The sequence below is a fragment of the Salinibius halmophilus genome (assembly GCF_003577475.1).
Lineage (GTDB): Bacteria > Pseudomonadota > Gammaproteobacteria > Pseudomonadales > Natronospirillaceae > Salinibius > Salinibius halmophilus.
Genome location: NZ_QPEP01000004.1, coordinates 231686 through 256732 on the forward strand (window position 1 = coordinate 231686; position 25047 = coordinate 256732).

The 25047-nt window shown below is 50.3% G+C and carries 22 protein-coding genes; 11 read left to right on the forward strand and 11 right to left on the reverse strand.

Annotated features, from left to right (window positions below):
- Positions 1 to 105 precede the first annotated feature (105 nt).
- The 3 genes from leuS to holA are packed head-to-tail and all read left to right on the forward strand — an operon-like array spanning position 106 to position 4109.
- On the forward strand, positions 106 to 2703 hold the full coding sequence (gene leuS / locus DUW71_RS06055; protein WP_119394347.1) for a leucine--tRNA ligase: 2598 nt from the start codon (positions 106 to 108) through the stop codon (positions 2701 to 2703).
- Positions 2693 to 3160 (forward strand): hypothetical protein, encoded by a 468-nt coding sequence (locus tag DUW71_RS06060; RefSeq protein ID WP_119394348.1) that lies wholly within the window; start codon positions 2693 to 2695, stop codon positions 3158 to 3160. Before leuS ends, DUW71_RS06060 begins: the two co-directional genes overlap by 11 nt.
- Positions 3141 to 4109 carry a DNA polymerase III subunit delta gene (holA, locus tag DUW71_RS06065; RefSeq protein WP_119394349.1) on the forward strand — a complete coding sequence of 323 codons (969 nt, stop codon included), beginning with the start codon at positions 3141 to 3143 and terminating at the stop codon, positions 4107 to 4109. Before DUW71_RS06060 ends, holA begins: the two co-directional genes overlap by 20 nt.
- Positions 4110 to 4113: 4 nt before the next feature.
- Here holA and DUW71_RS06070 read toward each other — a convergent pair whose 3' ends face one another.
- Positions 4114 to 4701, reverse strand: a complete 588-nt coding sequence (locus DUW71_RS06070; protein WP_119394350.1) for a hypothetical protein — start codon at positions 4699 to 4701, stop codon at positions 4114 to 4116.
- Between the two features lie 56 nt (positions 4702 to 4757).
- Here DUW71_RS06070 and DUW71_RS06075 point away from each other — a divergent pair, with 56 nt between their 5' ends.
- The gene (locus tag DUW71_RS06075; protein WP_119394351.1) at positions 4758 to 6572 is read left to right on the forward strand and encodes an ATP-binding protein; all 1815 of its coding nucleotides are present in this window, start codon (positions 4758 to 4760) and stop codon (positions 6570 to 6572) included.
- Here the strand turns inward: DUW71_RS06075 and DUW71_RS06080 are convergent.
- The 7 genes from DUW71_RS06080 to DUW71_RS06110 form a co-directional block, all read right to left on the reverse strand.
- Positions 6529 to 7935 (reverse strand): MATE family efflux transporter, encoded by a 1407-nt coding sequence (locus DUW71_RS06080; protein ID WP_119394352.1) that lies wholly within the window; start codon positions 7933 to 7935, stop codon positions 6529 to 6531. The genes DUW71_RS06075 and DUW71_RS06080 overlap by 44 nt on opposite strands.
- Before the next feature lie 176 nt (positions 7936 to 8111).
- Positions 8112 to 9737 (reverse strand): CTP synthase, encoded by a 1626-nt coding sequence (locus DUW71_RS06085; protein WP_119394353.1) that lies wholly within the window; start codon positions 9735 to 9737, stop codon positions 8112 to 8114.
- Between the two features lie 180 nt (positions 9738 to 9917).
- A complete protein-coding gene (gene tilS / locus DUW71_RS06090) occupies positions 9918 to 11225 on the reverse strand; it encodes a tRNA lysidine(34) synthetase TilS (RefSeq protein WP_158583898.1) in 1308 nt (435 codons plus the stop codon).
- Positions 11226 to 11264: 39 nt separating this feature from the next.
- The gene (locus DUW71_RS06095) at positions 11265 to 12776 is read right to left on the reverse strand and encodes an EAL domain-containing protein (RefSeq protein ID WP_158583899.1); all 1512 of its coding nucleotides are present in this window, start codon (positions 12774 to 12776) and stop codon (positions 11265 to 11267) included.
- 99 nt (positions 12777 to 12875) lie between these two features.
- Positions 12876 to 13478 carry a peroxiredoxin gene (locus DUW71_RS06100; protein WP_119394356.1) on the reverse strand — a complete coding sequence of 201 codons (603 nt, stop codon included), beginning with the start codon at positions 13476 to 13478 and terminating at the stop codon, positions 12876 to 12878.
- Between the two features lie 142 nt (positions 13479 to 13620).
- On the reverse strand, positions 13621 to 16074 hold the full coding sequence (locus DUW71_RS06105) for an ABC transporter permease (RefSeq protein WP_119394357.1): 2454 nt from the start codon (positions 16072 to 16074) through the stop codon (positions 13621 to 13623).
- On the reverse strand, positions 16071 to 16751 hold the full coding sequence (locus DUW71_RS06110; RefSeq protein WP_119394358.1) for an ABC transporter ATP-binding protein: 681 nt from the start codon (positions 16749 to 16751) through the stop codon (positions 16071 to 16073). Before DUW71_RS06110 ends, DUW71_RS06105 begins: the two co-directional genes overlap by 4 nt.
- Between DUW71_RS06110 and DUW71_RS06115 the strand changes: the two genes are divergently transcribed.
- The 3 genes from DUW71_RS06115 to DUW71_RS06125 are packed head-to-tail and all read left to right on the forward strand — an operon-like array spanning position 16750 to position 19277.
- Positions 16750 to 17355, forward strand: coding sequence for an arylesterase (locus DUW71_RS06115; RefSeq protein WP_233546040.1), 606 nt, complete (start codon positions 16750 to 16752; stop codon positions 17353 to 17355). The two genes, DUW71_RS06110 and DUW71_RS06115, sit on opposite strands and share 2 nt — an antisense overlap.
- Positions 17352 to 18305 (forward strand): D-2-hydroxyacid dehydrogenase, encoded by a 954-nt coding sequence (locus tag DUW71_RS06120; protein ID WP_158583900.1) that lies wholly within the window; start codon positions 17352 to 17354, stop codon positions 18303 to 18305. Before DUW71_RS06115 ends, DUW71_RS06120 begins: the two co-directional genes overlap by 4 nt.
- 48 nt (positions 18306 to 18353) lie before the next feature.
- Positions 18354 to 19277, forward strand: a complete 924-nt coding sequence (locus DUW71_RS06125; RefSeq protein WP_119394360.1) for a hypothetical protein — start codon at positions 18354 to 18356, stop codon at positions 19275 to 19277.
- On the opposite strand, the gene DUW71_RS06130 is transcribed toward DUW71_RS06125, so the two are convergent.
- Entirely contained in the window at positions 19204 to 21507 is a 2304-nt protein-coding gene (locus tag DUW71_RS06130; RefSeq protein ID WP_119394361.1) for a hypothetical protein, read from the reverse strand. The genes DUW71_RS06125 and DUW71_RS06130 overlap by 74 nt on opposite strands.
- A 116-nt stretch (positions 21508 to 21623) precedes the next feature.
- Between DUW71_RS06130 and DUW71_RS06135 the strand changes: the two genes are divergently transcribed.
- Both DUW71_RS06135 and DUW71_RS06140 read left to right on the forward strand, forming a co-directional pair.
- On the forward strand, positions 21624 to 22499 hold the full coding sequence (locus DUW71_RS06135) for an AEC family transporter (protein WP_119394362.1): 876 nt from the start codon (positions 21624 to 21626) through the stop codon (positions 22497 to 22499).
- 41 nt (positions 22500 to 22540) lie between these two features.
- Complete coding sequence (locus DUW71_RS06140; RefSeq protein ID WP_119394363.1) at positions 22541 to 23101, forward strand: YqgE/AlgH family protein; 561 nt, start codon at positions 22541 to 22543, stop codon at positions 23099 to 23101.
- On the opposite strand, the gene DUW71_RS06145 is transcribed toward DUW71_RS06140, so the two are convergent.
- Entirely contained in the window at positions 23075 to 23422 is a 348-nt protein-coding gene (locus DUW71_RS06145; protein WP_119394364.1) for a cupin domain-containing protein, read from the reverse strand. The genes DUW71_RS06140 and DUW71_RS06145 overlap by 27 nt on opposite strands.
- An 11-nt stretch (positions 23423 to 23433) precedes the next feature.
- On the opposite strand from DUW71_RS06145, the gene DUW71_RS06150 reads away from it, so the two are divergent.
- Both DUW71_RS06150 and DUW71_RS06155 read left to right on the forward strand, forming a co-directional pair.
- Positions 23434 to 24003 (forward strand): elongation factor P-like protein YeiP, encoded by a 570-nt coding sequence (locus tag DUW71_RS06150; protein ID WP_119394365.1) that lies wholly within the window; start codon positions 23434 to 23436, stop codon positions 24001 to 24003.
- Positions 24004 to 24006: 3 nt separating this feature from the next.
- Positions 24007 to 24462 carry a GNAT family N-acetyltransferase gene (locus DUW71_RS06155; protein WP_119394366.1) on the forward strand — a complete coding sequence of 152 codons (456 nt, stop codon included), beginning with the start codon at positions 24007 to 24009 and terminating at the stop codon, positions 24460 to 24462.
- Here the strand turns inward: DUW71_RS06155 and DUW71_RS06160 are convergent.
- Complete coding sequence (locus DUW71_RS06160; protein WP_119394367.1) at positions 24426 to 24785, reverse strand: nuclear transport factor 2 family protein; 360 nt, start codon at positions 24783 to 24785, stop codon at positions 24426 to 24428. The genes DUW71_RS06155 and DUW71_RS06160 overlap by 37 nt on opposite strands.
- Positions 24786 to 25047: the final 262 nt, after the last annotated feature.

A 25047-nucleotide genomic window follows, 5' to 3' on the forward strand; every position in this document is an offset into this window, starting at 1 on the left:
TAAGTAAAGCTCTACCATCGAAAAAAAGCGAAGGAAGCGGTATGCTATCGCACCTAAAATTTTATCAACCTGCCATTTAAGCGGATCTACTAAGCGGAACAAGAAATGGAAACGACGTATAACCCACAGCAGCTTGAGTCTGCGGTACAGCAGCACTGGGAAGAAAACAAAGCTTTTCGTGCCATTAAAGATGCCAACAAAGAGAAGTTCTATTGCCTCTCTATGTTCCCGTACCCATCTGGCCGCCTGCACATGGGCCACGTACGTAACTACACCATTGGTGACGTGATCAGCCGTTTCCAGCGCATGAATGGCAAAAACGTGATGCAGCCTTTTGGTTGGGACGCCTTCGGTTTGCCAGCAGAAAATGCGGCAATCAAACACGGCGTCGCACCAGCGAAGTGGACGGACGAAAACATCGCTTACATGAAAGGCCAAATTAAATCGCTTGGTTTTGCCTTCGATTGGGATCGCGAACTGCGTACCTGCGATCCAGAATACTACCGTTGGGAGCAATGGTTTTTTACCACCTTGGTGGAAAAAGGCCTAGCGTACAAAAAGACCTCAGCAGTGAACTGGTGCCCACACGATGAAACCGTATTGGCACGTGAACAGGTACACGATGGCTGCTGCTGGCGTTGTGACACACCAGTTGTGCAAAAAGAAATTGATCAGTGGTTCATTCGTATCACTGAATACGCTGAAGAGCTAATCAACGAGCTAGACAACCTTGAAGGATGGCCTGAGCACGTTCGCACCATGCAGAAAAACTGGATTGGTCGCTCTGAAGGTGTGAACTTACACTTTGGCCTTGAAGGGGCGGCAACGCAAGTCAGCGACTCTTTAGAGGTGTACACCACACGTCCAGACACGCTAATGGGCGTGACTTATGTTGCGGTAGCAGCTGGTCACCCATTGGCCAAACTAGCAGCCAAAGACAATGCCGAGCTAGCTAGCTTTATCGAAGAGTGTACTAAGAGCACCACATCGGAAGCCGAATTAGCCACGATGGAAAAGAAAGGCATGGCAACTGGCTTGTTTGCCACGCATCCAATCACTGGCAAGCAAGTACCTGTATGGGTAGCGAACTTTGTTTTAATGGATTACGGCAGCGGCGCTGTAATGGCGGTACCAGCACACGATCAGCGTGACTACGAGTTTGCTACTAAGTACGGCATCGAAATCAAACAAGTGATCGCGCCAGCTGAAGGTTCTGCAGCAGAACTAAAACTAGACGAAGAAGCCTTTGTTGAAAAAGGTGTACTAGTGAACTCGGGCGAATTCGATGGCCTAAGCTCTGCTGACGCTTTTGATGCAATCGCTGCCAAGCTAGAAAGCCTAGGCAAAGGTGAAAAAACTGTTAACTACCGTCTACGTGACTGGGGTGTGAGCCGTCAGCGTTACTGGGGGGCACCAATTCCTATGGTGAACCTAGAAGATGGCACTCAGGTACCAGCGAAAGAGTTCCCAGTTCGCCTACCAACAGACGTGGTCATGGACGGTGCTACTTCGCCGCTCATTGGCAACCCTGAGTTTGAAGACACCACTTACGACGGTCAGCCGGCCAAGCGTGAAATTGATACCTTTGATACCTTTATGGAATCAAGCTGGTACTACGCGCGTTACTGCTCGCCAAACTACAGCGAAGGCATGCTAGACACCAATGAAGCGAACTACTGGCTACCAGTTGACCAGTACATTGGTGGTGTTGAACACGCAACCATGCACTTGTTGTACTTCCGCTTCTTCCACAAGCTATTGCGTGACGCGGGCTTGGTAGAAAGCAACGAGCCAGCAAAACGCTTGTTAACGCAAGGTATGGTATTGGCCGAAACCTTCTACAAGCTTGGCGAAGGTGGTAACAAGATTTACTTGTCGCCTGAAGAAGTGAACGTCGAAAAAGACGACAAAGGCAAAGTCATCGGCGCAACGGAAAAAGTAACTGGCGATGCCGTTGTACTAGGTGGCATGGAGAAAATGTCGAAGTCGAAAAACAACGGCGTTGACCCACAAGCCTTTATCGAAGAATACGGTGCTGACACAGCGCGCTTGTACGCGATGTTTGCTGCGCCACCACAGCAAGAACTAGAGTGGCGCAACGACGGTGTTGCGGGTGCCCATAAGTTCCTACAGCGTTTGTGGCGTGCTGTGAGCAGCTTCACTGAGGAAGGCCCAACGCCTGCGTTATCGGTTGAAGGCGTGCGTGATGAATACAAAAACTTGCGCCGCAAGGTACACGAAACCATTGGCAAGGTAACCGACGACTACGACCGCCGCTACAGCTACAACACTGCTATTGCTGCGATCATGGAACTGATGAACGCGACGTTGAAAGCCAAGCCAAACTCTGAAGCTGAGCGCTCAGTGGTTGGCGAAGCCTTGAATACGTCAATCCTACTGCTTGCACCGGTGGCGCCACATATCACACACGTATTGTGGAATGCGATGGGCAACGAAGGCGATGTCATCGACGCTGGCTGGCCACAAGTGGATGAATCAGCACTAACGCGTGACAGCATCACTTACGTCGTGCAAGTGAACGGCAAGGTGCGTGCGCGCATTGAAGTCGCAGCTGATGCCGATAAAGACTCGGTCGAAGCCGCTGCCAAAGCCGATGAAAATGTGCAACGCTTTATGGAAGACAAAACCGTTCGTAAAGTCATTGTTGTACCAAACAAGTTGGTAAACATTGTTGTTGGGTAAAGTGCAGTTAGCCAGCAGAAAGCAGGCCGCGAGCCTGCTAGCTGCTCTGCTGTTTAGTGTATGGCTTTCGGGCTGTGCACTAACCAGCACGCCTGAGCCTTTGGGTATTCGTGTTACCTCGCAACTCTCGCTAGCAGACGACCCCGCCCTGCGCCGCGGTTTAGCGCAGGCAGGTGTGCAGGCCCAGGCAAACTCTGAAGCCCAACTCACCCTGCGCAAAGTAGAGAGTTTAACGTTTGGCAACCGTTTAACGATTACGGTGATATGGGCGCACCGGCCAGCCGGTCAGTTCGCCCTGCGTAGCAGCAAATCGGTACTTAGTGGCGAGCTACCAGCACAAGGCTTTGGCGGCTATCAATCCGACAGCCAAGTCCAGCAACTACGTCAGCAATTATTAGAGCAACTCGGTCGCCAGATTGGTGAGGAAATTCAAGCCTATGAACATCATCAAGCCTGAACAACTGGGGCAAAACCTTGGCACAATTTGCTGGATTGCTGGTGACGAGCCATTATTGGTCAATGAATCTGCCGATCAGTTTGCTAGCCATTGGCGTACTCAAGGCGCCGAACGCTTTAGTTTTCAAATAGAAAAGAACCAGCCCGTATGGGACGACGTGCTACAAGAAGCCGGTGGCATGTCGTTATTTGCAAGCCTTAAACTGCTTGATATCCGCTTTGCTCAGCTACCAAGTGAAGAAGATAAAAAACAGCTGGCTCGCATACTACCGCTGGCAGATAACACGCTCGCCATATCGATTCGCACACCAGCAATGAATAAAAAACAAACCTCAGCCAAATGGCTGCAGGCGTTGCCCGGTGTACTCATGCAAATTTGGCCAATGGATAAAGCTAAGTTTCCCAACTGGTTAGCCAGCAGAGCCTCGGCAGCAGGCTTTCAGCTCGATCAAAGTGCATTGTCGCTATTAGCCGAGCGCACCGAGGGCAACCTACTGGCAGCCATGCAAGAGTTAGAAAAGCTCAAACTGTTATGCGAGCCAGGCCAACTAACCGGCGAACAACTAATGGAGTTAGTTGCCAACTCTAGCCGCTATAAACCGCAAGACTTGCTCGACGCTGCCCTGCAAGGCAACTTAGATGCTGCTGTTAAAATACAACGTGACCTGATTACTGAGGGCGTTGCCGAGCCATTATTAAGCTGGGCGATTGCCAACGACTTGCGCACGCTATTAATGATCTCAAGCAAGGGTAATAATGCCCTACCCCCTTACATGCGCCCGCACTTTGCGCGCGCCAAACACTTTGAGCGCGCAGCAGCGCGCCACAGCACTAGCAAGGTAGAACAGTTGTTGAAGCTAGCCGGCAAACTCGACCGTCTAGCAAAAGGCATGGACGATGGGGACTTTGAGCGAGCCACGCTCACCTTGCTCGCTAAACTTGCCGCCTAACCAACTAGTTGCTGCAACGAACAGCAAAGCCATAGTGAGCGCACTCAGGTGATACTGGGTCGATGACCAAGGCTTTGCATTCATACCCTTCTGCCAAAGCATTCGCCAAGATGGTTTGCTCCGCCCAGTTTTGTGCCAACTCAGGTGACATAGGTGGCACTGAAGAAACAGAAAAGCCACCCTGATAAGCCATTAGAGGTAGCTTTCGCCCTCGCCATTCAGTGAGTATTGGCTGCGCTTCGCTTGGCAAAGTACAGGTAGAGGCTAGTTCGGCAACCTCAGCCGTGGGCTCAATGCTGACCGCTTGCTCACATTGATAGTTAACTTGATAAGCATCTGGGCCAATCGAGTCGACTGACAGCGTCGCACTGGCAAAATCACAGCGCACTAAGGCTTCATTAATCGTGGTATACACCTCAACGAGCGCTAGAAGCTTGCGTTGTGTCTCATCACTTTCACGCGTATAGAGCACACCTGTTAGTTCGGCTAATGGCGCCTCTACGCTTAGTTCAAACGGCTGCTGCTCAGGAAGCTCAGGCATGGTTGCACACCCTGCCAACAATAAAACTGCCCCGGTAAGTATATGTTTCATACTATGCCTTTTTTTTTATTTCGTTCTACGCTGTACATACTAACGGCGGGGCAATCATGGAAAAAGCAGTTTCGTGCAAAGTTTTAGCAACAATTTTTGATTCGCTTACTAAAAATGGCGTAGACCATGGCGTAGTTGTGCGTGACACTCAGCTGTCGCTAGCCACCCTCAAAGACCCTAAAGAGCGCATCACCTGGGCCGAATTCAGCCAGATTTTTCGCAATATCGAGCAGCATGGCAACTACACTCGCCAGGACTTTATTGATATTGGCCTCGGCATATTTGAAACCCCTGTGGTGCAAATGCTTGGCGTAATCGCGCGAACACTGTACACATTGCCCGAGTTCTACCTGTGGTATCACAACCAAGACAAGTCCAAGCTTAACAAGTCACTCACCTCTTGTGTGTACACTGAGTGCTCACATGACCATCAGCTCAACTTTGTTATTCGCCTGCACTTAATAGATGATGCCGAGCCTATAGAAGCCTTCTTTCTAACTTCTTTGGGTGTTGTGAAGGGCTGGCCGAAACTCTATGGTTTGCCCCCTATTGATGTCACCATGTCGCTTGTACCAAATGGTTGTGAGTACCGCTTTCGCTGTCCAAAAACAGGCGGTCCACTCAATGCGTTACGAAAACTACTAATGTGGCCGTTTACCGCGCGTGCGAGTGCAGAACACCTTGTTCTAACGAACAACGAAATCTATGAGTACAACCGCCGTTTAGAGGAAGAAAACGCCAAGCTGCGCGCCGCGGAAGTGGAACTGCAGGAAGCAATCTTCCAAGCGCAGCAAGCCTCGCAAGTGAAAACCAACTTCATCAACAACATTACCCACGAAATTCGCACGCCACTGAATGCGGTAATGGGTCTTAACTCACTTTGTATCGAGTCACAAGCAACACGCGAAAACCTTGATTCGCACTTAATGATGCAAACGGCTATCGACCGATTAGTGTATACCTTCGAGGATATAATTGAGTTCAACTTGCTAAGTGACGAAGCAGCATCTCTTCAGCTGTCAGTTAACAACGCACATAACTGGGTGCAACAGCAAATCACCACGCTGATCAATATGACCAGGGAGCAACAGCTCGAAATCATTGATCAAAACAAGCTTCCGAAAGATCTGTCATTAGAGCTAGATTGGCAACGTATTGCACAAGTGCTCAGGATACTAACCTCCAATGCTCTGAAGTTCACCGTGCAAGGCTACATCAGTCTGCGCGCCGAGTTTACCGAGGACAATCTACAAATTTGTATTTGTGATACAGGTAGCGGCATCGACAATGATGCACTTCAACACCTGTTTGAACCCTTGCATCGCATAGAGCGTGAGTGGACTCGCACCAATACAGGGATAGGGCTTGGCTTGCCACTAGCCAAAGCATCGATTGAGCAAATGCATGGCAGCATTGAATACCAGCCAAACCAACCAAATGGCAGCTGCTTTCAGATATCTGTTCCCGCCAGCCCAGCAAACTCACTTGAACTAGAGCTCGACACTGACAAACAGCTCACTATCTTGCTAGCCGAGGATAACAACGTTAATTCGATAATCTTTAAACGTATGGCAGAAATATTAGGGCATACCATGTATGTCGTGGAAAACGGTCAACTCGCCACTGAGTTTGTCAAAAAGCATAAGGTTGATTTAGTGCTAATGGACTTAATGATGCCTGTTATGGACGGTGTGAGCGCTAGCAAAATCATACGCCAGCACTTCTCACCTAATGAACTACCCATCGTCGCCGTGAGTGCCAATATCACCCCACATGACTTCGACGGGTTATTGAGCATCGGCATAAATCAATGTGCTACCAAGCCACTTAACCTAGAAATGTTTCAGAGCTTGATTCGGCCCTATTACTAGGCGTGTCGTCTTCGACGAGGTTCGCCAGCCATTTTTCACCACGATAACGCCAAAATGCCGCAATGCCCTTCAGTAACTCTTCAACAAAGGTTGCCAGAAAGACAATCGGCAAGCTGAACTGCCAAACAAATGCCATCAACGCAGCCAGTGGCACCCCAACAAACCACATGGTGATGACCTCGGCGTAGAGCACAAAGTTGTTATCGCCACCGGCGCGCAACACCCCAAGCATACAGCACATATTCCAAACCTTGCTCCACATAATCAGGCCCATCATAATCAGCAGCGACTTGGCCAGCGCCATAGTGCTCTCGGAGACACCTGAGTAGAACAATTCGAGCAACGGCATGCAGGCAATCAACAGCAAGCCAACCAGAGCGCCCAGCGCTGGAAATACCAGCAACAAACGCTTGGCGTTGAGCCTAGCCCCTTCGAAGTTGTTGGCGCCCAAGTCATTGCCGACCATAATTGAGGCTGCTATGGCGGCTCCTATGAAGAAGCTCAGAAGCACCCCTTCAAACGGTGCCAACATGTTCACCACAGCAAGTTCCTCAGTACCCATGCGTCCATAAATAATGTTATATGCGAAGATGCCTCCTACCCAAAGCGCTTCATTAACAATAAGTGGCGTAGATAACTTGGCAAACTTTTTCAGCGCCAGCCGGTCTTTCAACACAGCGAAATCCGGCTTTTTAATCGCTAGTACCGGGTAAACCTTATAAGCAAAATATAGTGCTAGGCCTAGGTGAACAATTCTCCCAAAGAGGGTGGCCCATGCAGCCCCAACTATTTGCATCTCGGGGAACGGACCTACCCCAAAAATAAGCAACCAGTTGAAAAGAATATTGGTTACGATTGCCCCGGCGCTGATCCAGGTTGGCGCGGCTGTTTTATGAATGGTGCGCATGGCATTTTCAAGCGTAATCACCACGGCAGATATCAGCACTGTTGGGCCAACAATACGCAAATAGTCGCCGGAATAACCCAGCATAACCTCATCGCTCGATGCCAACTGAGTTAAAAAGTTAGGAAACACCAAAAACAGCACTGCAATAGGCAGCATAATTGCAAAGCCGATCGCCATGGCCATGGCATAAGCTCGGCGAAGCCCAGAATAGTTTTGCGCGCCGAAATACTGTGCCCCCAAGATGGAAGCTCCCGCATTCACACCAACTAATACGATTACCGTGACAAAAATAACGCGCGAGGCAAGCCCAGCTGCAGCCACCTGCTGTTCGCCATATACTCCCAACATCAGCACGTCGGTTAACGATAACAAGTTGAACAGCACCATCTGAATGCTGATCGGAATTGCCAAGTGCGTTAAGCGGCGAAGAAAATCACCCATGGTGGATTCGGCCATTCGACCTCCTAGTAAAGGCAAAGCGATAAAGGGCAACCATACTGAGCAATAAGTAGAGTTGTTAGAGACAGATTGATCAAATCTAAATGATCAAATATCACAAGTATGAGATGATTTTTTCAAGGCCAAAAAAAACGCTGGGGGTTTAAGCCCAGCGTTTTTTTGTGCCGTTAAGTTTACTTGCTCTGCTGAGCCAAAGCTGCGGCAATAAAGCCCGAGAACAAACCATGACCATCGCGTGGCGTCGAGGTGAACTCTGGGTGGAACTGACAAGCCACGTACCAAGGGTGATCTGCTACTTCTACCATCTCAACTAGGGTGCCATCAGCCGATTTACCTGCGATGACCAAGCCGGCATCTTCAAGCTGCTGAACATAGTTGTTGTTGACTTCAAAACGGTGGCGATGACGCTCAGAAATGCGCTCGGCACCATAAGCTTCAGCCGATTTTGAGCCCGGCGTTAGCACACAGTCTTGCGCACCAAGGCGCATTGTACCGCCCAAATCAGAAGCTTCATCACGCTCTACTTTAGAGCCATCGGCAGTAATCCACTCGGTGATCAAGCCTACAACAGGGTGGCGAGATTGTTTGTCGAACTCTGTAGAGTTAGCGCCTTCAAGGCCAGCGACGTTGCGGGCAAACTCAATCACAGCAACCTGCATACCCAAACAAATACCCAAGTAAGGCACCTTGTTTTCACGGGCGTACTGGGCAGCCAAAATCTTGCCCTCTACCCCACGGTGTCCAAAGCCACCTGGAACAAGAATAGCTGAAGCATTCTTAAGAATCTCAACGCCTTCTTTTTCAACGCGCTCAGAATCTATGTATTCAATTTTCACTTTTGTGCGTGAGCGAATACCAGCGTGGTCAATTGATTCAATCAACGACTTATAGGCATCAAGAAGTTCCATGTACTTGCCAACCATGGCAATGGTCACTTCTTTTTCTGGGTTTAGTTTACGGTCTGCTACGTCGTTCCACTCAGACAAATCAGCTTCACCACATTGCAAGCCGAACTTCTCAACAATAAGTGAGTCCAAGCCACGGGCATTTAGGCTTGCTGGAATGCTGTAAATGGTGTCGGCATCTTCCAACGGAATCACCGCACGCTCTTCAACATTGGTGAACAAGGCAATTTTGCGCAACGAAGATTTTTCAATCTTGTGCTCAGAGCGACACAGCAAAATATCTGGCTGCAAACCAATGGTACGCATTTCTTTAACTGAGTGCTGCGTCGGCTTAGTTTTCGTTTCGCCGGCTGTGGCGATATATGGCACCAGCGTTAGGTGAATCGACAACGCACGGTTAGAACCCAGCTCAACACGTAACTGGCGAATGGCTTCTAAGAATGGCAATGACTCAATATCACCAACTGTGCCACCCACTTCAACAATCGCCACTTCTGCATCACCAGCACCATCAATGACACGGCGCTTGATCTCATCGGTAATGTGTGGAATTACCTGTACAGTGCCACCTAGGTAGTCGCCACGGCGCTCTTTACGTAATACATCTTGGTATACACGGCCAGTCGTGAAGTTATTGCGCTGTGACATCTTGGTGCGAATGAAACGCTCGTAGTGACCCAAGTCGAGGTCGGTTTCAGCGCCGTCTTCGGTTACGAATACTTCACCGTGTTGAAACGGGCTCATAGTACCCGGGTCAACGTTGATGTACGGGTCAAGCTTCATCATCGTGACATTAATACCACGAGCTTCTAGGATCGCTGCCAATGATGCTGAGGCAATGCCCTTGCCCAACGACGAAACAACACCACCAGTCACGAAGACGAAACGAGTCATAGATCACCTTAAATTCAAATAATAAAAACCCCGCCAATGACAGGTTCTGCCAGCGGAGATTTGAGTCAAATTAGTTGTGTCGGATAACCAAAGGAGAGGGTTACTCAAGACGGGCGCATATGATAGCGAAACAATGCGCCCAGCTCAATGCAGACAAATAGATTATTTGTTGCGTTTCGATTACAGCAGCTCAACCTCTCCAGGGCGTTGCCATTGAACAAGATAGCCCATTTCCCCAGTTTTGGCTGCAAATTGCTCATCAATCGCTAAATCTGCTACCGCTGCCAGCTCGCCATCGACATACAACATTGGCAGTCTTTCGCGCCACCAGGGCGCCTCGCGGTACTCCTGCAACAACCGTTTTACATCGCGTGACCCACCACGGCGCGGTGGGGTTATGCGCTCGCCGCCTTGTCGTGTTTGCACCATTAAGCGGTTAACCGACAACACAGGCCGAAAGCCATCAGCTTGTGCCGGTTGTAGGGTTAAGGTGCCTAACTTTTCGACCACTAGCGGCTGCTCTGGTGTTAGGGCAACCTGAGGCCACTGAGCGTCGTTTAACTCGGGCAATAAAAAGATGGCCGAGCCAAAGCGGCGAATATCGCGATTCCCCAAGCGCATTTTTGGCTGCCGATCGGCGCCAGCGTCGATCAGTTGTTCAATCAGCGTCATTAAATACTGTTGGCTTGGCACCAGCTGGTCATGGAACTCTAACCAGCAAGCCAGGAGGCCTAGCTGATCTGCCTGCGCCAGCGCATCAAAGTTCACTACTTTTAAGGCACCCTGTGCGGTTAACCTGTGCTCGAGTTCAGTTTGCCAAGCCTCACGCTGTGTTTCACTGGCCACTGCAATATGTTGGCGCGCGCGCTCGATGGTCTGCTGATATTGCGGCCAGCGCTGTTGAATGAGTGGCAGCACCTGCTGGCGTAAAAAATTGCGATCGTACTGGGTATCTACATTGCTTGGGTCTTCGATCCATTGAATATCATACTGCTGCGCATAAGCCACAATGGTCTCGCGCGTTACTGACAACAACGGCCGATAGAGCATGCCACGCCCACATTGCCGCCATGTTTGCATACCCGACAACCCGGCTAGAGAGCTTCCACGCAACATTCGCAAAAATAGGGTTTCGACTTGATCATCAATATGATGGGCAGTGAGCAGCACATCATCTTTGCCAAGCAATTGTTCAAACGCTTGATAGCGCGCTTGGCGAGCACTGGCCTCGAGCCCCTGACCTAGGTCGTGCACCGTAACGGTAATGGTTTTGTTTGGCAGATCACCACATTGCTGGCGCACAAACTCAACCCAGTCGCTAGCCTGTGGTTGCAATTGGTGATTGATATGTACGACCAGCAGTTTTTGTCGCACCGCTGTTTGGCGCAGCATATGCAACAACACCATGCTATCCACCCCACCACTGCAGGCCAGCACAATACGCCTTTTATTCGCTGCCAACTGCTCAAATACTGCTTGATCCAACATATCACCTCCCATTCAAGGCGCTATGCTAGCAATACTGACTCACGATTGGCAGAGATGCGGATCAAGCAAAAACGCTTTAAATGCGTCAGCTTTCATTGGTGCAGCAAAAAAGTAGCCTTGGCAGTAGCGCACCCCTAAATGATTAAGAATTCGCGACTGCGATTGGTTTTCCACCCCTTCGGCAATAATCACTACCTTTAAAGCTTCGGCTAGCGCCACTAAGTTTGGCCACATCGACGACTTGATAGCAGCTGACTCAATTTCAGTAGTGAAACTGCGGTCGACTTTAAGGTAATCAAAAGCCAGCTGATTTAAGCTTTGCAAATTGGAATAGCCAGTGCCGAAGTCATCGATACTGATACTAAAACCTTGGCTTCTAAGCCACTTTGTTGAGTGTACCAAAGCATTCATATTGCGAATTTCAGTTTCTAGCACTTCCAAACACAGCTTAAACGGTGTGTGCTTGGCATTTTTCAACCCCCTGCTCGATTGCAGTTTTTGCAAGTCTTCCAAGTCGTGTGGGTAGACATTGATAGAAATGGACGGGCAAGCAACCCCGGCTAGGTCATCAAAAGCACGTTGCATTACGTGCTCGGTAAATAGCCAGGTTTTTTGCTGGGGTATTAATGGAATAAACTCATCTGGGCGCAGACGACCGAACTCATCTTCAAAACGACTTAACACCTCACAGCCGATTACCTCGCCGGTGCCAAGTTCAATAATTGGTTGATACACATTGTATAACCCTTGCCGGTTCTGCATGCCGCGCAACACTCGTGAAACCGGTGAAAAGTAGTTTCGCCAAAGATTTAGAGCAGCCATGTAGACACCAGCAACCACAACAATCATTGCCGAGAAATACACGGCAAACAGCCACCAGTACAGGCGAACGGATGTTGCAAAGTCAGCTTTAGCAGTAATGCAATAACGAATGGATAAGCACTGAGTTCGCACCCCTGTTCCCAGTGTGCCAAATTTATTCACTAAGCCCCGCTTACCACCGGCATAAGCGAGAAAAGCGCCGTTTTCATCTACATGATACAGCTCAGTTTGTTCATCGATTGCCACAACTGAGCGCAAATCTAGGTAGCCGGCAAAACTATCAAAATTGGTCATCCAGGTCTTAAACGTGGGTAGCGAGGGCACCGCTGCACTTGAATTAATGCGCGCGCCGGTGTCGGAGTCATAATATTCCGCTTGCGGAATAGGCAATGCGGGGTCGAGTAGGCCTTGAATACTTGAACAATACATGCCCTGTTCATTTAGCAGAACCACTTCTAGTAAATAGGGATTAAGCAAGGTTTCTTGGCGAATACTGACCAAGGTTTGTGGGTCGCAGGCTTGAGGGTCGATTAGTTTTAACCGTTCGCGTGTAGAAATCCATTGAATGGCAATATCGTTCACCTGCTGGATGGCCGTATCAACTCGGGCTTGCGCTGCCAAGTTTGCAGCATGTAAAACCAGCCCAATACTTGTCACACACAAAATTAAGGCCATCGATACAGCAGCCCCGACAGCACGCCAAACTATTTTTGATTCTATTCCCTGCACGGAGAATCCTCAGCCAAATCATGGGTGAAGATTAGACGACGATTAGGCATAAAAAAAGCCGAGTTCAATGACTCGGCTTCTTTGCTAAAAAAACGCAGATTATAGCGCTTCAGCATTCTCAGATAGGTAAGAAGCAACACCTTCTGGCGTGTCTTTCATACCTTTATCGCCTTTGTTCCAGCCAGCTGGGCAAACTTCGCCGTGCTCTTCGTGGAATTGTAGCGCTTCCACCAAACGTACTAGCTCATCAATGTTACGGCCTAGTGGTAGGTCGTTGATATTTTGTGCACGTACAACACCTTCTTTGTCGATCAAGAAAGCACCACGGAATGCCACGCCGCCTTCAGACTCAACGTCGTAAGCTTGGCAGATTTCGTGCTTAACGTCGGCGACTAGCGTGTAACCAACTTGACCAATGCCACCATCTTCAACTTTAGTGTTACGCCATGCGTTGTGGCTGAACTGTGAATCGATCGAAACACCAATCACTTCTACGCCAAGCTCTTTGAACTTAGCTGTGCGGTGGTCTAGAGCGATCAGCTCAGACGGGCATACGAAAGTGAAGTCTAGTGGGTAGAAAAACACTAGGCCGTATTTGCCTTTGATCTCTTCAGATAGCTTAAAGTTCTCTACGATTTGACCGTCGGCAAGAACCGCAGCAGCTTCGAAATCAGGGGCTTTTTTGCCTACTAATACGCTCATTTACAATGCTCCATTGTGTTTTATTCAGCTCAACCTGCAGCACCGCTCTGTTGCCCACAGCATAGCGCCACAGGGTTGGCCTCTTTAGTATTTACGGGTAGATAACCCAGTGTTTAACTCAGGTACTCTATTATGGGGATCTTTATTGATTTCTCAACACCCAAAGTGGTGGAACTTTTACAACATTGCGCGTTGACCAGCTACCAACAAAACCAATTATCAAACCACCTAGTATTGGTCCTACCAGCCAAAGCCACGGATGCCAGCTCAAACTCAACTGGAAGACTTGAGTTTGCAACACCGCAACGGTCGCCTCGGCACCCATAGCTGCCAACAACCCAGCAAGGGCGCCAAGTGCTACAAACTCAGTGAGCAGCATGCCCTTCACCAATTTTTGTGGTGCGCCCAAGGCACGCAATAACGCGCCTTCACGCAAGCGCAAATCTATGGTAGCCACCACACTAGCGGTAAGCACAATCAACCCCGCAATCAATACCAGCGCCAGCACAAACTCCACTGCCCGCGTAACACGGCTAACAATGTCTTGCACCTGTTGAATAATCGCATCCACTTCAATTAGCGACAGCGTAGGGATCTGACCTACTAACTCCGCCAATGCCGTTTGATTGCCATTCGGTAAATAAAAGCTTGTTAGCCAAGTTGCACCGGCACCATCTAACAACGGTTTGTTGTAAATAAAGTAGAAGTTCGGGTTGAGCGAGTCCCATTCAACGGTGCGCAAACTGCTAACTATGGCGGTCTCTTCAAGGCCACCGATACGCACGGTAATCTGCTCGCCAACACTCAAGCCAATGCCCTCGGCCCACTCTTGCTCAATCGACACCAGTAAACGGTCATCATCTGGCTGCCACCATTCACCGGCAACGATTTCATTGTCGGTACCTGGTTCAGGTGCCCAAGTGAAGTTAATTTCGCGGCGATACTCACCCTCAAAGGCATCACTGCCTAACCTTGCGGCAATGTCTTCACTGCCAACCGCTACCACGCGTCCGCGGGTAATTGGGTACATGGGTTGTGGTTCAATGCCGTTGTTTTGCTGCCATTGCTCAAATACTGGCAAGTCTTCCTCAAACAGGTTGTAAACAAACTGGTTTGGCGCATCTTCCGGTAACTGTTCTTGCCAAGTATTGAGCAAGTCGGTGCGCACCAGTGTCATTACAAACAGCAACATAATGGCGACCGAAAAAACCATTAACTGAGCAGCATTGATATGCCTGTGGCGATATAACGTGGCCACCCCTAAACGAATGGTCTGGCTTGCACCACTGGCCAGTCGGCGAGCAATCGCCATTAAGCCATAACCCAGCACCAAAGCGCCTAGTGCAATGATTGCCACCCCTAAGAGTACAATAGCAGCGATTAGCCAGTCCGATGAGTACAGCCAAATCAGCAATAGCATGACGCCAACACCCCAAACAAGATGCCAGCGGCGACTAGAGCGCCCTAAACCCTGCTCGCGCAATACCTGCATTGGCGCCACATTGCGCAGCGACCAAATAGGTGGCAGGGCGAAGCCTAATAAGCTGAGCGCGCCGGTGGCGATGCCAAGCCAGATGGCGCGCATGCCTGCAAACTCGATGTCTTGCGGAAAGTAACCTCGTAATAACTCAATCAGCACACCATGTAGCGCAATGCCCACGCCCACGCCAATGGCTGTTACCAAGGTGGCAAGCAAAACGAATTGCAACACATACAGGTTCACTACGGCTTTAGGTGACATGCCCAATGTTTTTAGCAAGGCAACCGTGCTGGCTTGGCGGCTACCAAAACGATTCGAAGCCACTGCTAGCGCCGAGCCTGCCAGCATCACCGCTAAACTGCCGGCAAGCAGCAAGAAAGAGGTCGCGCGCCCAAGCGCATCGCCTACTTCAGCGGAACTATCTGCAGGGTCTCGCCATCTTAGTCCTTCAGCTTCCTCCACTAGCGGCTCTAATTTGTCTAGTTCGGCCGTATTACCGGCGAGCAGCAAGTCGTAGTCTACACGCGATCCTGGCTGCACCGCTTGGGTGCTTGGCACATCGGCGATATTCATCATGGCACGAGGGTTTACCCCAAACGCTGCCCCAGCGCTGTCGGGCTCCTTCAACAGGGCTTTTTCCACTTCTAATTCAGTTCGCCCCACCTGCACCATATCACCTGGTGTAACTTCAAGCGCGGCCATCACTCGTGACGCTAACCAAATTTTCCCCGGTGCTGGGCCACTGAGTACCACTTCGGCGTTGCCAAACGGGCGGTCAGACACTTCTAGTGTGCCTTTCAGTGGGTAGCTGTCGGATACAGCTTTCATCGCCGTTAGCTGAATACGCCCTTGAGCAAACACAGTTGCTTGAAAGCTGATGATTTCAGCACGCTCAAAGGGTTCGGTTGCTTCCATTAACCAATCGGGAAGTGGGCCATCACTGGCCACTAATCGATCGGAAGCGATCAGGGTACCGGCTTCACTAAGAATGGTGGCTTGAATTCGTTCGGCAAATAAGCCAATTGCGGTGACCGTGGTAACCGCCAAAAACAAAGCGCTGATTAAAATCCATAATTCAGCGGCTTTGCGTTGACGCCAAAGCATTCGCCAAATCATGCCTTCACCTCGTGCAACACACCATCAATCATTTCTAGTTGCCGCTGACAGCGCTCGGCTAGCTTAGGGTCGTGGGTGACTAAAATCAGCGTTGTTTGGCGCTCGGCATTTAACTCAAACAACAAGTCTGCTACCTTCTCGCCAGTTTTGCGGTCAAGATTGCCTGTTGGCTCGTCGGCAAACAAAATCGGCGCATTCGAGGCAAACGCTCGTGCCACTGCCACACGTTGCTGCTCACCGCCAGACAACTGCACTGGGTAGTGGTCCATGCGCGCGCCTAGCCCTACTCGCTCTAGCAAACTTTTGGCATCGTTTGCCGCCGAGGTCGACTTTTTTACTTCCAGTGGCAGCATCACATTTTCTAGTGCCGTCAAACTTGATAACAACTGGAAGTTTTGAAATACAAAGCCCACTTTTTCGGCTCGCACCCGAGCACGACCTTCTTCATCGAGCTTAGTAATGTCCTCGCCCGCCAAATGAATACTGCCGTGGCTAGGAGTATCTAGCCCTGCCAACATACCCAGTAACGTCGACTTACCTGAACCTGAAGCGCCAATGATGGCAACCGAAGTTCCTGCTTCAATCGTAAGGTCAATACCCTTTAAAATTGTTAAAGTTTCCTGACCGCTTTGTACTTCGTGCTTTAATGCCGAAGTTGTAATGATGGAGTTGACCATGGTGAAAAAGATTTTCCTCAGCCTAATATTACTGGTTTCGTTGCCAAGTATGGCAGACACAGTACTAGTATACGGTGATAGTTTGAGTGCGGGTTATGGTTTGGCCAATGAAGAACTCGGCTGGGTGCCACTACTTGGCGAAGCGCTAGGCGATGATCACCAAGTGTTAAATGCTTCGATTAGCGGCGAAACATCCCGCGGCGGCTTGTCGCGCCTGCCTGCCGTGCTAGATCGCATGCAACCAGATGTGGTGATTTTAGAGCTAGGCGCCAACGATGGTTTGCGTGGCTATCCGCTAAACCAGCTCGAACAGAACCTGAATAGGATGATCGACCTAATCGAAGCTGCCAACGCCGAAGTGCTTTTAGTAGGCATTCACTTACCGCCAAATTATGGCCCCGCCTATACCGAGCCGTTTTTTGATTTGTACCGAGCCATTGCCGAGCAACGCCAAGTAGCCTACCTACCGTTTTTGCTCGATGCAGTCGCCCTGCAGGCCGACCTAATGCAAGCGGATGGACTGCACCCAAATGCTGACGCTCAGCCAGTTATCCGTGATACGGTACTGCCATATTTGCGCCCACTATTGGAGTCGAACTCGTGAAAATAGCTTTTTTAGATCGCGATACCTTTCCACAAGAATTTACTACCAGCCTACCGGCGAGCTTGGGAGAGTACATTGAATATGCCAATACTACTCCTGAGCAACGAGTAGAACACTTACAAGGTGTGCAGGTGGCCATTGCCAACAAAGTGGTATTCGACCGAGCGCTACTAGAGCAGCTGCCAGACCTTAAACTGATTGCACTGACCGCTACGGGTTACAACAATGTCGACCTAGAAGCCTGCCAAGCACTAGGCATTCACTGTGCCAATGTAGCCGGTTACAGCACCGACAGCGTTAGCGACCATACGATGATGCTGATTTTGAACCTAATGCGTAATCAGCCCGCCTTTTTAGCAGACCAATACCAGCAAGGCTGGGCCGGTGGTCCCTTCTTTTGCCGCCAACTAGCGCCCATGACCGACCTGCGCGGCAAAACCCTTACCCTTGTTGGGCGTGGCGACCTAGGACAAGCCACCGCTCAGCGCGCCAGCGCCTTTGGCATGCAAGTGCTGTTTGCCGAACGCAAAAATGCCGACGAAGTTCGCCCCGGCTACACCGAGTTCTGGCAAGCGGTTGCCAGTGCTGATGTATTAAGCCTGCACTGCCCACTTACCAGCGACAACCACAAGATGATTGACGCTGAAGTCTTTGCCGCAATGAAAGCAAGTGCTTACTTTATCAATACCGCGCGAGGTGCCTTGGTAGACGAACAAGCACTGGCCGATGCACTATCCAAGCAAAGCATTGCTGGTGCTGGTATTGATGTAGCAACCCAAGAGCCTATGCCAGCAGAAGCACCACTTTGGCAGCATGCGAATGCCAACAATGTGATCATTACCCCACATGTAGCCTGGGCCTCACGCGAAGCTGTGACCACACTTTGGCAAGGCATTATCGACAACATTAATGCATGGCAAAACGGGCGTACCGACCAGTTTCTTTGTTAAGCGCTAGAGTGCTCCTATACTCCAAGTAATTGTGTAAGGAGTGCTCACATGACCAAACGCTTGGCAATCTGGCTGCCGATTAACTGGCTCTGTTTATTGGCGGCCTTCTGGTTAAACTACCCAGACCTTCCGCTACCTGAATCACTCATGGCGCCGCACTGGCAACCATTAAGCTGGGTAGCCCTAGTGCTGAGTACCATTGCCAGCGTTTGGGCGATTATGCAGACCGTCGCCGACTTTCGTGAGCGAATTTCCGACTATGCCCAACGGGTGCACACCAGCCATTTAGAAATTGAACGCTTGCAGCACGAGCAAAAACGCGCCGTACTCACCCGCGAAAAAGCCGAACGCTTTAGCCAAAACCGCGCCGAGCTTTCGGAATGGATAGCCGACGATTTGCAAACACTGGCCAGCGACGCCATTCGAACCATTAGCCCACAGAATCAAATGAGTCACAAAGCCGTTAGTCAAATACGCCAGTACGCCGACGAGCTCGCCGCCGTAGCGCAATTAGAGCGCCAGCAGCAATTACCCGAGCTAGATGACGTATGGCTCGACCGCTTATTTGCCACAGCAGCCGAGCAACACCCAATTAACTTGTTATTAGCAGATAGCGATATTGCCGTCAGCATGCCAAAAGCCTGGGGGGATCAGCTAGTGAAAGCCATGGTGCACGCCACCTTGGCATTTAGCCACGAGCAAGAAATACAGGTCATTCGCCACCAACATAGCGACTTAAACGAAGTTGTGCGAATGACAATAAGTGGGCCGTTGAATATTTCGGCGAGCGAACTGAGGCGCGCCTTGCGCCATGCATCGCTGGCCAAACAAAATGATGAAGCACTCGGCTGGCAGCTTGCTATTGCAGCACGCTACGCCGAGCGCTTAGGTGGCATTGTTAGTCACGAACCAGAAGGCTTGGTGATAATTTTGCCTCTGCGTCCCAATCAAGTAACACAAATGGATCATTAATTTCGCGACGATCCGTAGCGAACTCAGCTTTGTTATAGCTGCCAAACTGGCCACTGTACTGATGATGCCACAATGCGGCACGATCCGACTCGGCAAGGGTTTCTAACCAACGCACAAAGCGGTCTTGACTCATCTGCGTAATGGCGGTTTTGTGGCGCAAGCGTTCATCTAGGTGCACATAGCCACGGCTGACCGCTTGCCAGTCTAATTGCGCTTGTAGCACAGGCGACTCAGGCAGGCGAGCAACACTTTCGGCCAGACCCATGCGCCACGCATCAAACTGTTGCCCTTCAATGGCTTTCACTTGCTCGGCTAAGCGGCTAATGAATCGACGCCAATGTAGCTCCAGTAATCCTGGGTCGGTATCGGCGGCAATGCTCACGCGTAACACATCGCGCCACTGCTCAACTTGAGTTTGCAACTGCGGTGACTGAGCCAGCCCATAGTCACGCAGGGCATCTTCTAACCAAGCTTGCAACATCAGCTGCTGCGCGGCTTCGCTGTAGTCTTGGCGTGGCAAGTTCAAGCGGAAAGTATCGCCACCTTCGGTGAGCAAGAAAGTAGGCTCGTTTAACTGCCAGTGTAAGCCACCTTGTGGCTGCGCGGCGCCCTCTAGCTGGCGGCGCAACACTTGCATCACTTCACTTACACTGGTTTGGTCGAGCGGGCCATCGTGCATGGCCAGCATCGGGCGGCTAAATAACCACGTTTGCAGTGCGCCAAGCCAGGCATCGCTCGTTAACTCACTGGCGGCGGTAATGGCTGGTTGCTGCTGCAAAAACTTAACCGGTGTTTGGCTTAACTGCGCTTGTGCTAGGTTGAACTGCCCATCAATAGTAGATAACCACAGCAGCCAACTGTTCACCGCGCCAGCTATTTCTTGCGCCGGGCCAATAAAACTTACCTGAAGTTGGGCGTTGACCAACTCAGCCGACACCAACACATGGCGCTGACTAAGCTGCTGATTAACCGACCCAGGCGCATTAATGGCCGCAGCCAGTAACTGAGCACTGGCGAGATCGGCTTCTTGCAACTGCCAAGCAACAAACAATTGCGACACCGGCGCCTCACTTTGGCGATGCCACTGCGCCCAGGCGTCGTCTTGATGAACTAACGACAACTGCTGGCGATATAAGGTGCTAGTCACCACAGGGTCGCGGCTAAAGGTTTGCGCCACAATCGGCAGTGGTCTTTCTGGCCAAATGCGCCCTAACTCAGCCACATTACTAAACGTTGAAGCAGGGGTTACACGGTCTTCATTGGTGGTGCCACGCAGAGCAATGGCAATTTGGTCGCTGGAGAAATTAAGCGCTGGGTCGGCCGTTAAACATGACTGCATAGCACCACTAGCGCCAAGGCGCAGCAAGCGGTCAGACAAGTTGGTGTAGCAGCCTAGTGCATTTTGGAAGCGAGCAAAGTTAGGCCACTGCTGCGACAAAGCATAAAACCAAGCGATACCTTGTGATAAGTCGTCGGCATTGGCAAATTCAAAATGCAGCCAGTTTTGCTCAACCTGCCAGCTTGTTGGGGCCGGCGAATAATCCGCTAGCGTTGCGAGCGCTTGTTCGATTGGCTGGCTACCAATATTCGTTACCGGAATAGACATGCGCGCGGCAACATCTAGGGAGTCCAACGTGCGGGTTAAACCAAGCTCTACCGCACCATTTGGCTGTGCTGGGCTAAGCGTTGTTAAACTCGCTGGCAACTGGGCACGCATGTCTGCTAATGACAGCGCACTGCTCACCACTAGTTTGGCGTCGCTGGTAAACGGACGCTGATTGCGAATGGCAGCACCGCGCCAATCACTTGGATAGTCTTTGGCTGGGTCGGCCACTAGGCTTGCTAACATATCAAGCAATGCTTGTGGGTCTCGCCCACTGGCTTTAATGTTCGTTTCGGCCATGCCACTAAACGCTTGCCATTGGCCACCTAGGCTTGTGACATAGCGTTTAATGGTAGTGTTCTGATATGGCCGCTCGGCCAATGCTACTACACCGCGAGACGCAGGCCCCTGCCAGTGCCAATAGGCATTTTTCGCCTTGGCATCGCTAATTAAATAAACCTGCAGGCCGTTGTCGAGTACCAGTTCGTCGACTAAGCGTTCATCTAGGTTAGCAATGGGCGAGCTTGGGTTAGCAAGCCAATAAGCTTGCAACTGTTGCCAGCCGAATAATCCAGCGGCCAATACTAAAATGGCCAGAATGGGTAACCAACGAAGTATTTTTGTCATGTTCAACCCTGAAAGTCGTTTGCCCAATGATAACGCAATCTAAAACAAAATGATTGACTCGACGTTCATATCACTCTGCAGGTAAACTCGCGCCAGCAATTTTTATCGAGGTTTATATGGTCGCGCAACTCGCTGGCGTACTCGCTCCAGTTGTTTTAACAGTATTAATTGGTCTGCTATGGGGCAAGTGGCAGCGAAAAATAGATACCGACGCACTGAACTTTGCCGTCATCAATATTGGCACGCCATGCCTAATTATTGCCTCGTTGGTGCAGGTAGATGTAGACACCAAGGTACTCAGCCAAGTGGCATTCGCCGCTTTAATTGTGGCATTTGCAACCGGTCTCTTGGCCACCATTGTGTGCAAACTTACAGGCTCGCCAATGCGCGCCTATGTACCTGGAGTGGTGTTTTCTAACAATGCCAACATGGGCCTACCGCTGTGTTTATATGCTTTTGGCGAAGTGGGGTTAAGTATTGGTGTGGCTTATTACGTGACCATTGCCACCCTGCACTTTACCTTTGGTTTAATGTGGTTTAGTGGCAAACTTAGCTTTAAACCCATGCTCAAAAACCCAATCTTTTGGGCGGCCATGTTCGCCATTTTAATGAAAGCCAGCAACACCGGCCTACCTGGCTGGCTCGGGAACTGGCTGCAGTTTGTAGGCAACCTTGCTAACCCATTAATGCTAATTTTGTTAGGAATTAGCCTTGCACGCATTCAGCTGACTACACTAAAGAGACCACTAGGTTTTGCCATGCTGCGTGTATTTGGCGGTATGACCGTAGCATATGGCGTATGCCAAATGCTCGGCCTTAGCGGTGTAGTAGCTGGGGTAGTACTTATTCAAGCCAGCACAGCATCGGCAGTGGTGAACTATTTATTGGCCGAGCAGTATCAAAGCCAACCGAAAGAAATGGCCGCTATGGTCATGCTTTCAACCGCCGTTGCGTTCGCGAGCATGCCATTTTTGATTGCAACGCTTATATAGAGAGCAACGCTTATTTAATAACCCTAACTCAGAGGCGTGTTTTGTCGGAACAACTGGATTTAAGCCATCACTTTCTTATTGCCATGCCAGCCCTAGCCGATAGCTGGTTTGAACGAGCCGTGATTTATTTGCTCAATCATGATGAGGAAGGGGCCACAGGTGTGGTGGTTAACCGTGCCCTACCCGACTTTGGCTTAAAAGAGTTGTTAGACGAAGTAGAAATTCCCAACCAACACTTGTTGCAACAGCAACCTGTGATGCTAGGCGGGCCGGTGTCGGTAGAACAGGTATTTTTACTGCACAAGCGTCAAGATCATTGGCAGCATTCGTTGCACAACCATTGGCTGTCGCTCACCGCATCGCGTGATGCGCTGTCGGCGGTAGCAAGCGGGTTCGGCCCCGAGCCGGTGATGCCACTTATTGGTTATTCGGGCTGGGGCGCTGGCCAGCTTGAAGAAGAGATTGCCGATAACGCTTGGTTAACCGTTGCTGCCGACGAAACGATTATATTTGAAACCAACATAGACGACCGCTACGAAGCAGCGGTGCGCTTATTAGGCTTCGACCCAGCTTGGCTAGCGAGCACCGGCGGACACGCCTGAAAACACGGCCAACCAAATGGTGACAGGCTCGGCTTGCGTGTAAGTCACCAAGTGCTTGCGCCCGGCTGGAATAAACAAATGATCGCCTTGGGTTAGCCGATAAACCGCTTTGGGTTCTAGCAGCGTTACCTCGGCCTCACCCTGTAAAATCAACACCCATTCATCTTCTAATTGCTTGTAAGGCTGGTTGCTTGGCGTAGTTTGCCCAGCAGAAACAATGCGCTCAATGCGGCAATTAGGCAGTTTTAGCAAATCTTCAAATTGTTCTGCTTGAGTTGCGCTGGGGCATCCGGTAAAAACATTGCCAAATAACTCGTTCATAAGGAACACCTATGCCTAAGGCTGCTGAAGTAAAACCTGGCCACATTGTAGAGATTGATGGCAAGAACTGCACCATTCGCTCAGTAGACGTTCGCTCACCCACTGCCCGCGGCGCGGCAACGTTATATAAGTTTGTTGCCTTTTCGATTCCAGAAGGCCAAAAAGTTGAGGCCACCTGCAAAGGCACCGACATTCTAGGCGACGTAGACTTCGTGCGCGTAGACATTCAAGCCTTGTTCAATGATGGCGAGTTCTGGAACTTTATGGACAACGAAACCTTCGACCAATACCAGCTGGCCAACTCGGGCCTAGCGGGCATTGGTGAGTGGCTGCAAGACGGCATGCAAGTACAGGGCATGTTGATCGACGGCCACCTTGCCAGCATTCAATTACCGAACACCATCGACTGCGTAGTCGCCGATACCATGCCGTCGTTAAAAGGCTCTACAGCAGTCAAAAAGCCTAAGCCTGCGGTTCTAGATAATGGTGTATCGGTTATGGTGCCGGATTACATTGTAAACGGCGAGAAGGTGAAAATTGACCCAGAAGAAAAACGCTTCATTTCGCGCGTGACAGATTAAGCCATGCTAGTGCAGCTTGTTGAAAAACCAGCCAATGAGATAACAGCGCTCGCCCAAGCGCTGTTAATCCCCGAGGTGCTCAAACATTTACCAGACCACTGGCAGCCGGTGACCAACGCCGAAGCGGCCCTTAACTGGCTAAATGAACAACAAGCCATCTTCCACGAGATTCAATATCAGCACCAACCAGCCGGTTTGGTGCTGATACATCAACCTACCCCAGACACTTGGTATCTTGGTTTTATGCTACTGCCCAAGTTTTGGGGCCAAGGCATTGCCTCCACCGTAGTGAAACAAGTACAAACCCTTGCCCAGCAGGCAGCGGTTAAACAAATCGTTGCAGGCGCCAGTGCCGATAACATTGCTAGCCAGAAACTGCTAGAAAAATGTGGGTTTGCCCTCAGCCAATCAGATGACCAAGTTTATGCGCAATGGGTGCCCGATAACGGCGTAGCCTGATGGAACCGCAACTGCCAACTACTCTTGCAGCATTGCCAAATAGAGCTGCGCTGCGCGCGCTGCCAAAAACTACCGTTCTCGCCTTGCCAAGCACTTTGATAACTTAATTGTACTAGTTCGTCTGATAACTGATGCCACGCCATGCACTCTAGCACGAGGGTACGCTCTGCTGGCTGAGACGCGCATTGGTAGTCGGCCCGGCCATAGCGCAAACCGGTATCGGAAATGCCAGTGAAGTTTGGGTGCAGAAACTGTGGTGCAAGCGACCTTTCTAGCCACTGCTGCTCAAAGGGTTTAAATAAAGACAAAATAATATCGGCCATAAACAATTAGCCCAAAAAAGTAAAAAAGAGAGAGGTGTTCAATTTTATGTTACCGGTTTCATCTATCCAAACAGTAAGTCTGATTGAACAACGTTCGCTACCCACGATTGTGCGGTAAATCCAATTTTTGAACTCCGCTAGCCGTTACATCCAGTTACATTTTTAATATATCGGCTAAAAACTCATCACCTTTAAACCTGAACAACAGCGCGCATGGGCTGCATTTTGCAGCCTACTTTGCGCCAGCCTTTGGTATGCTTAG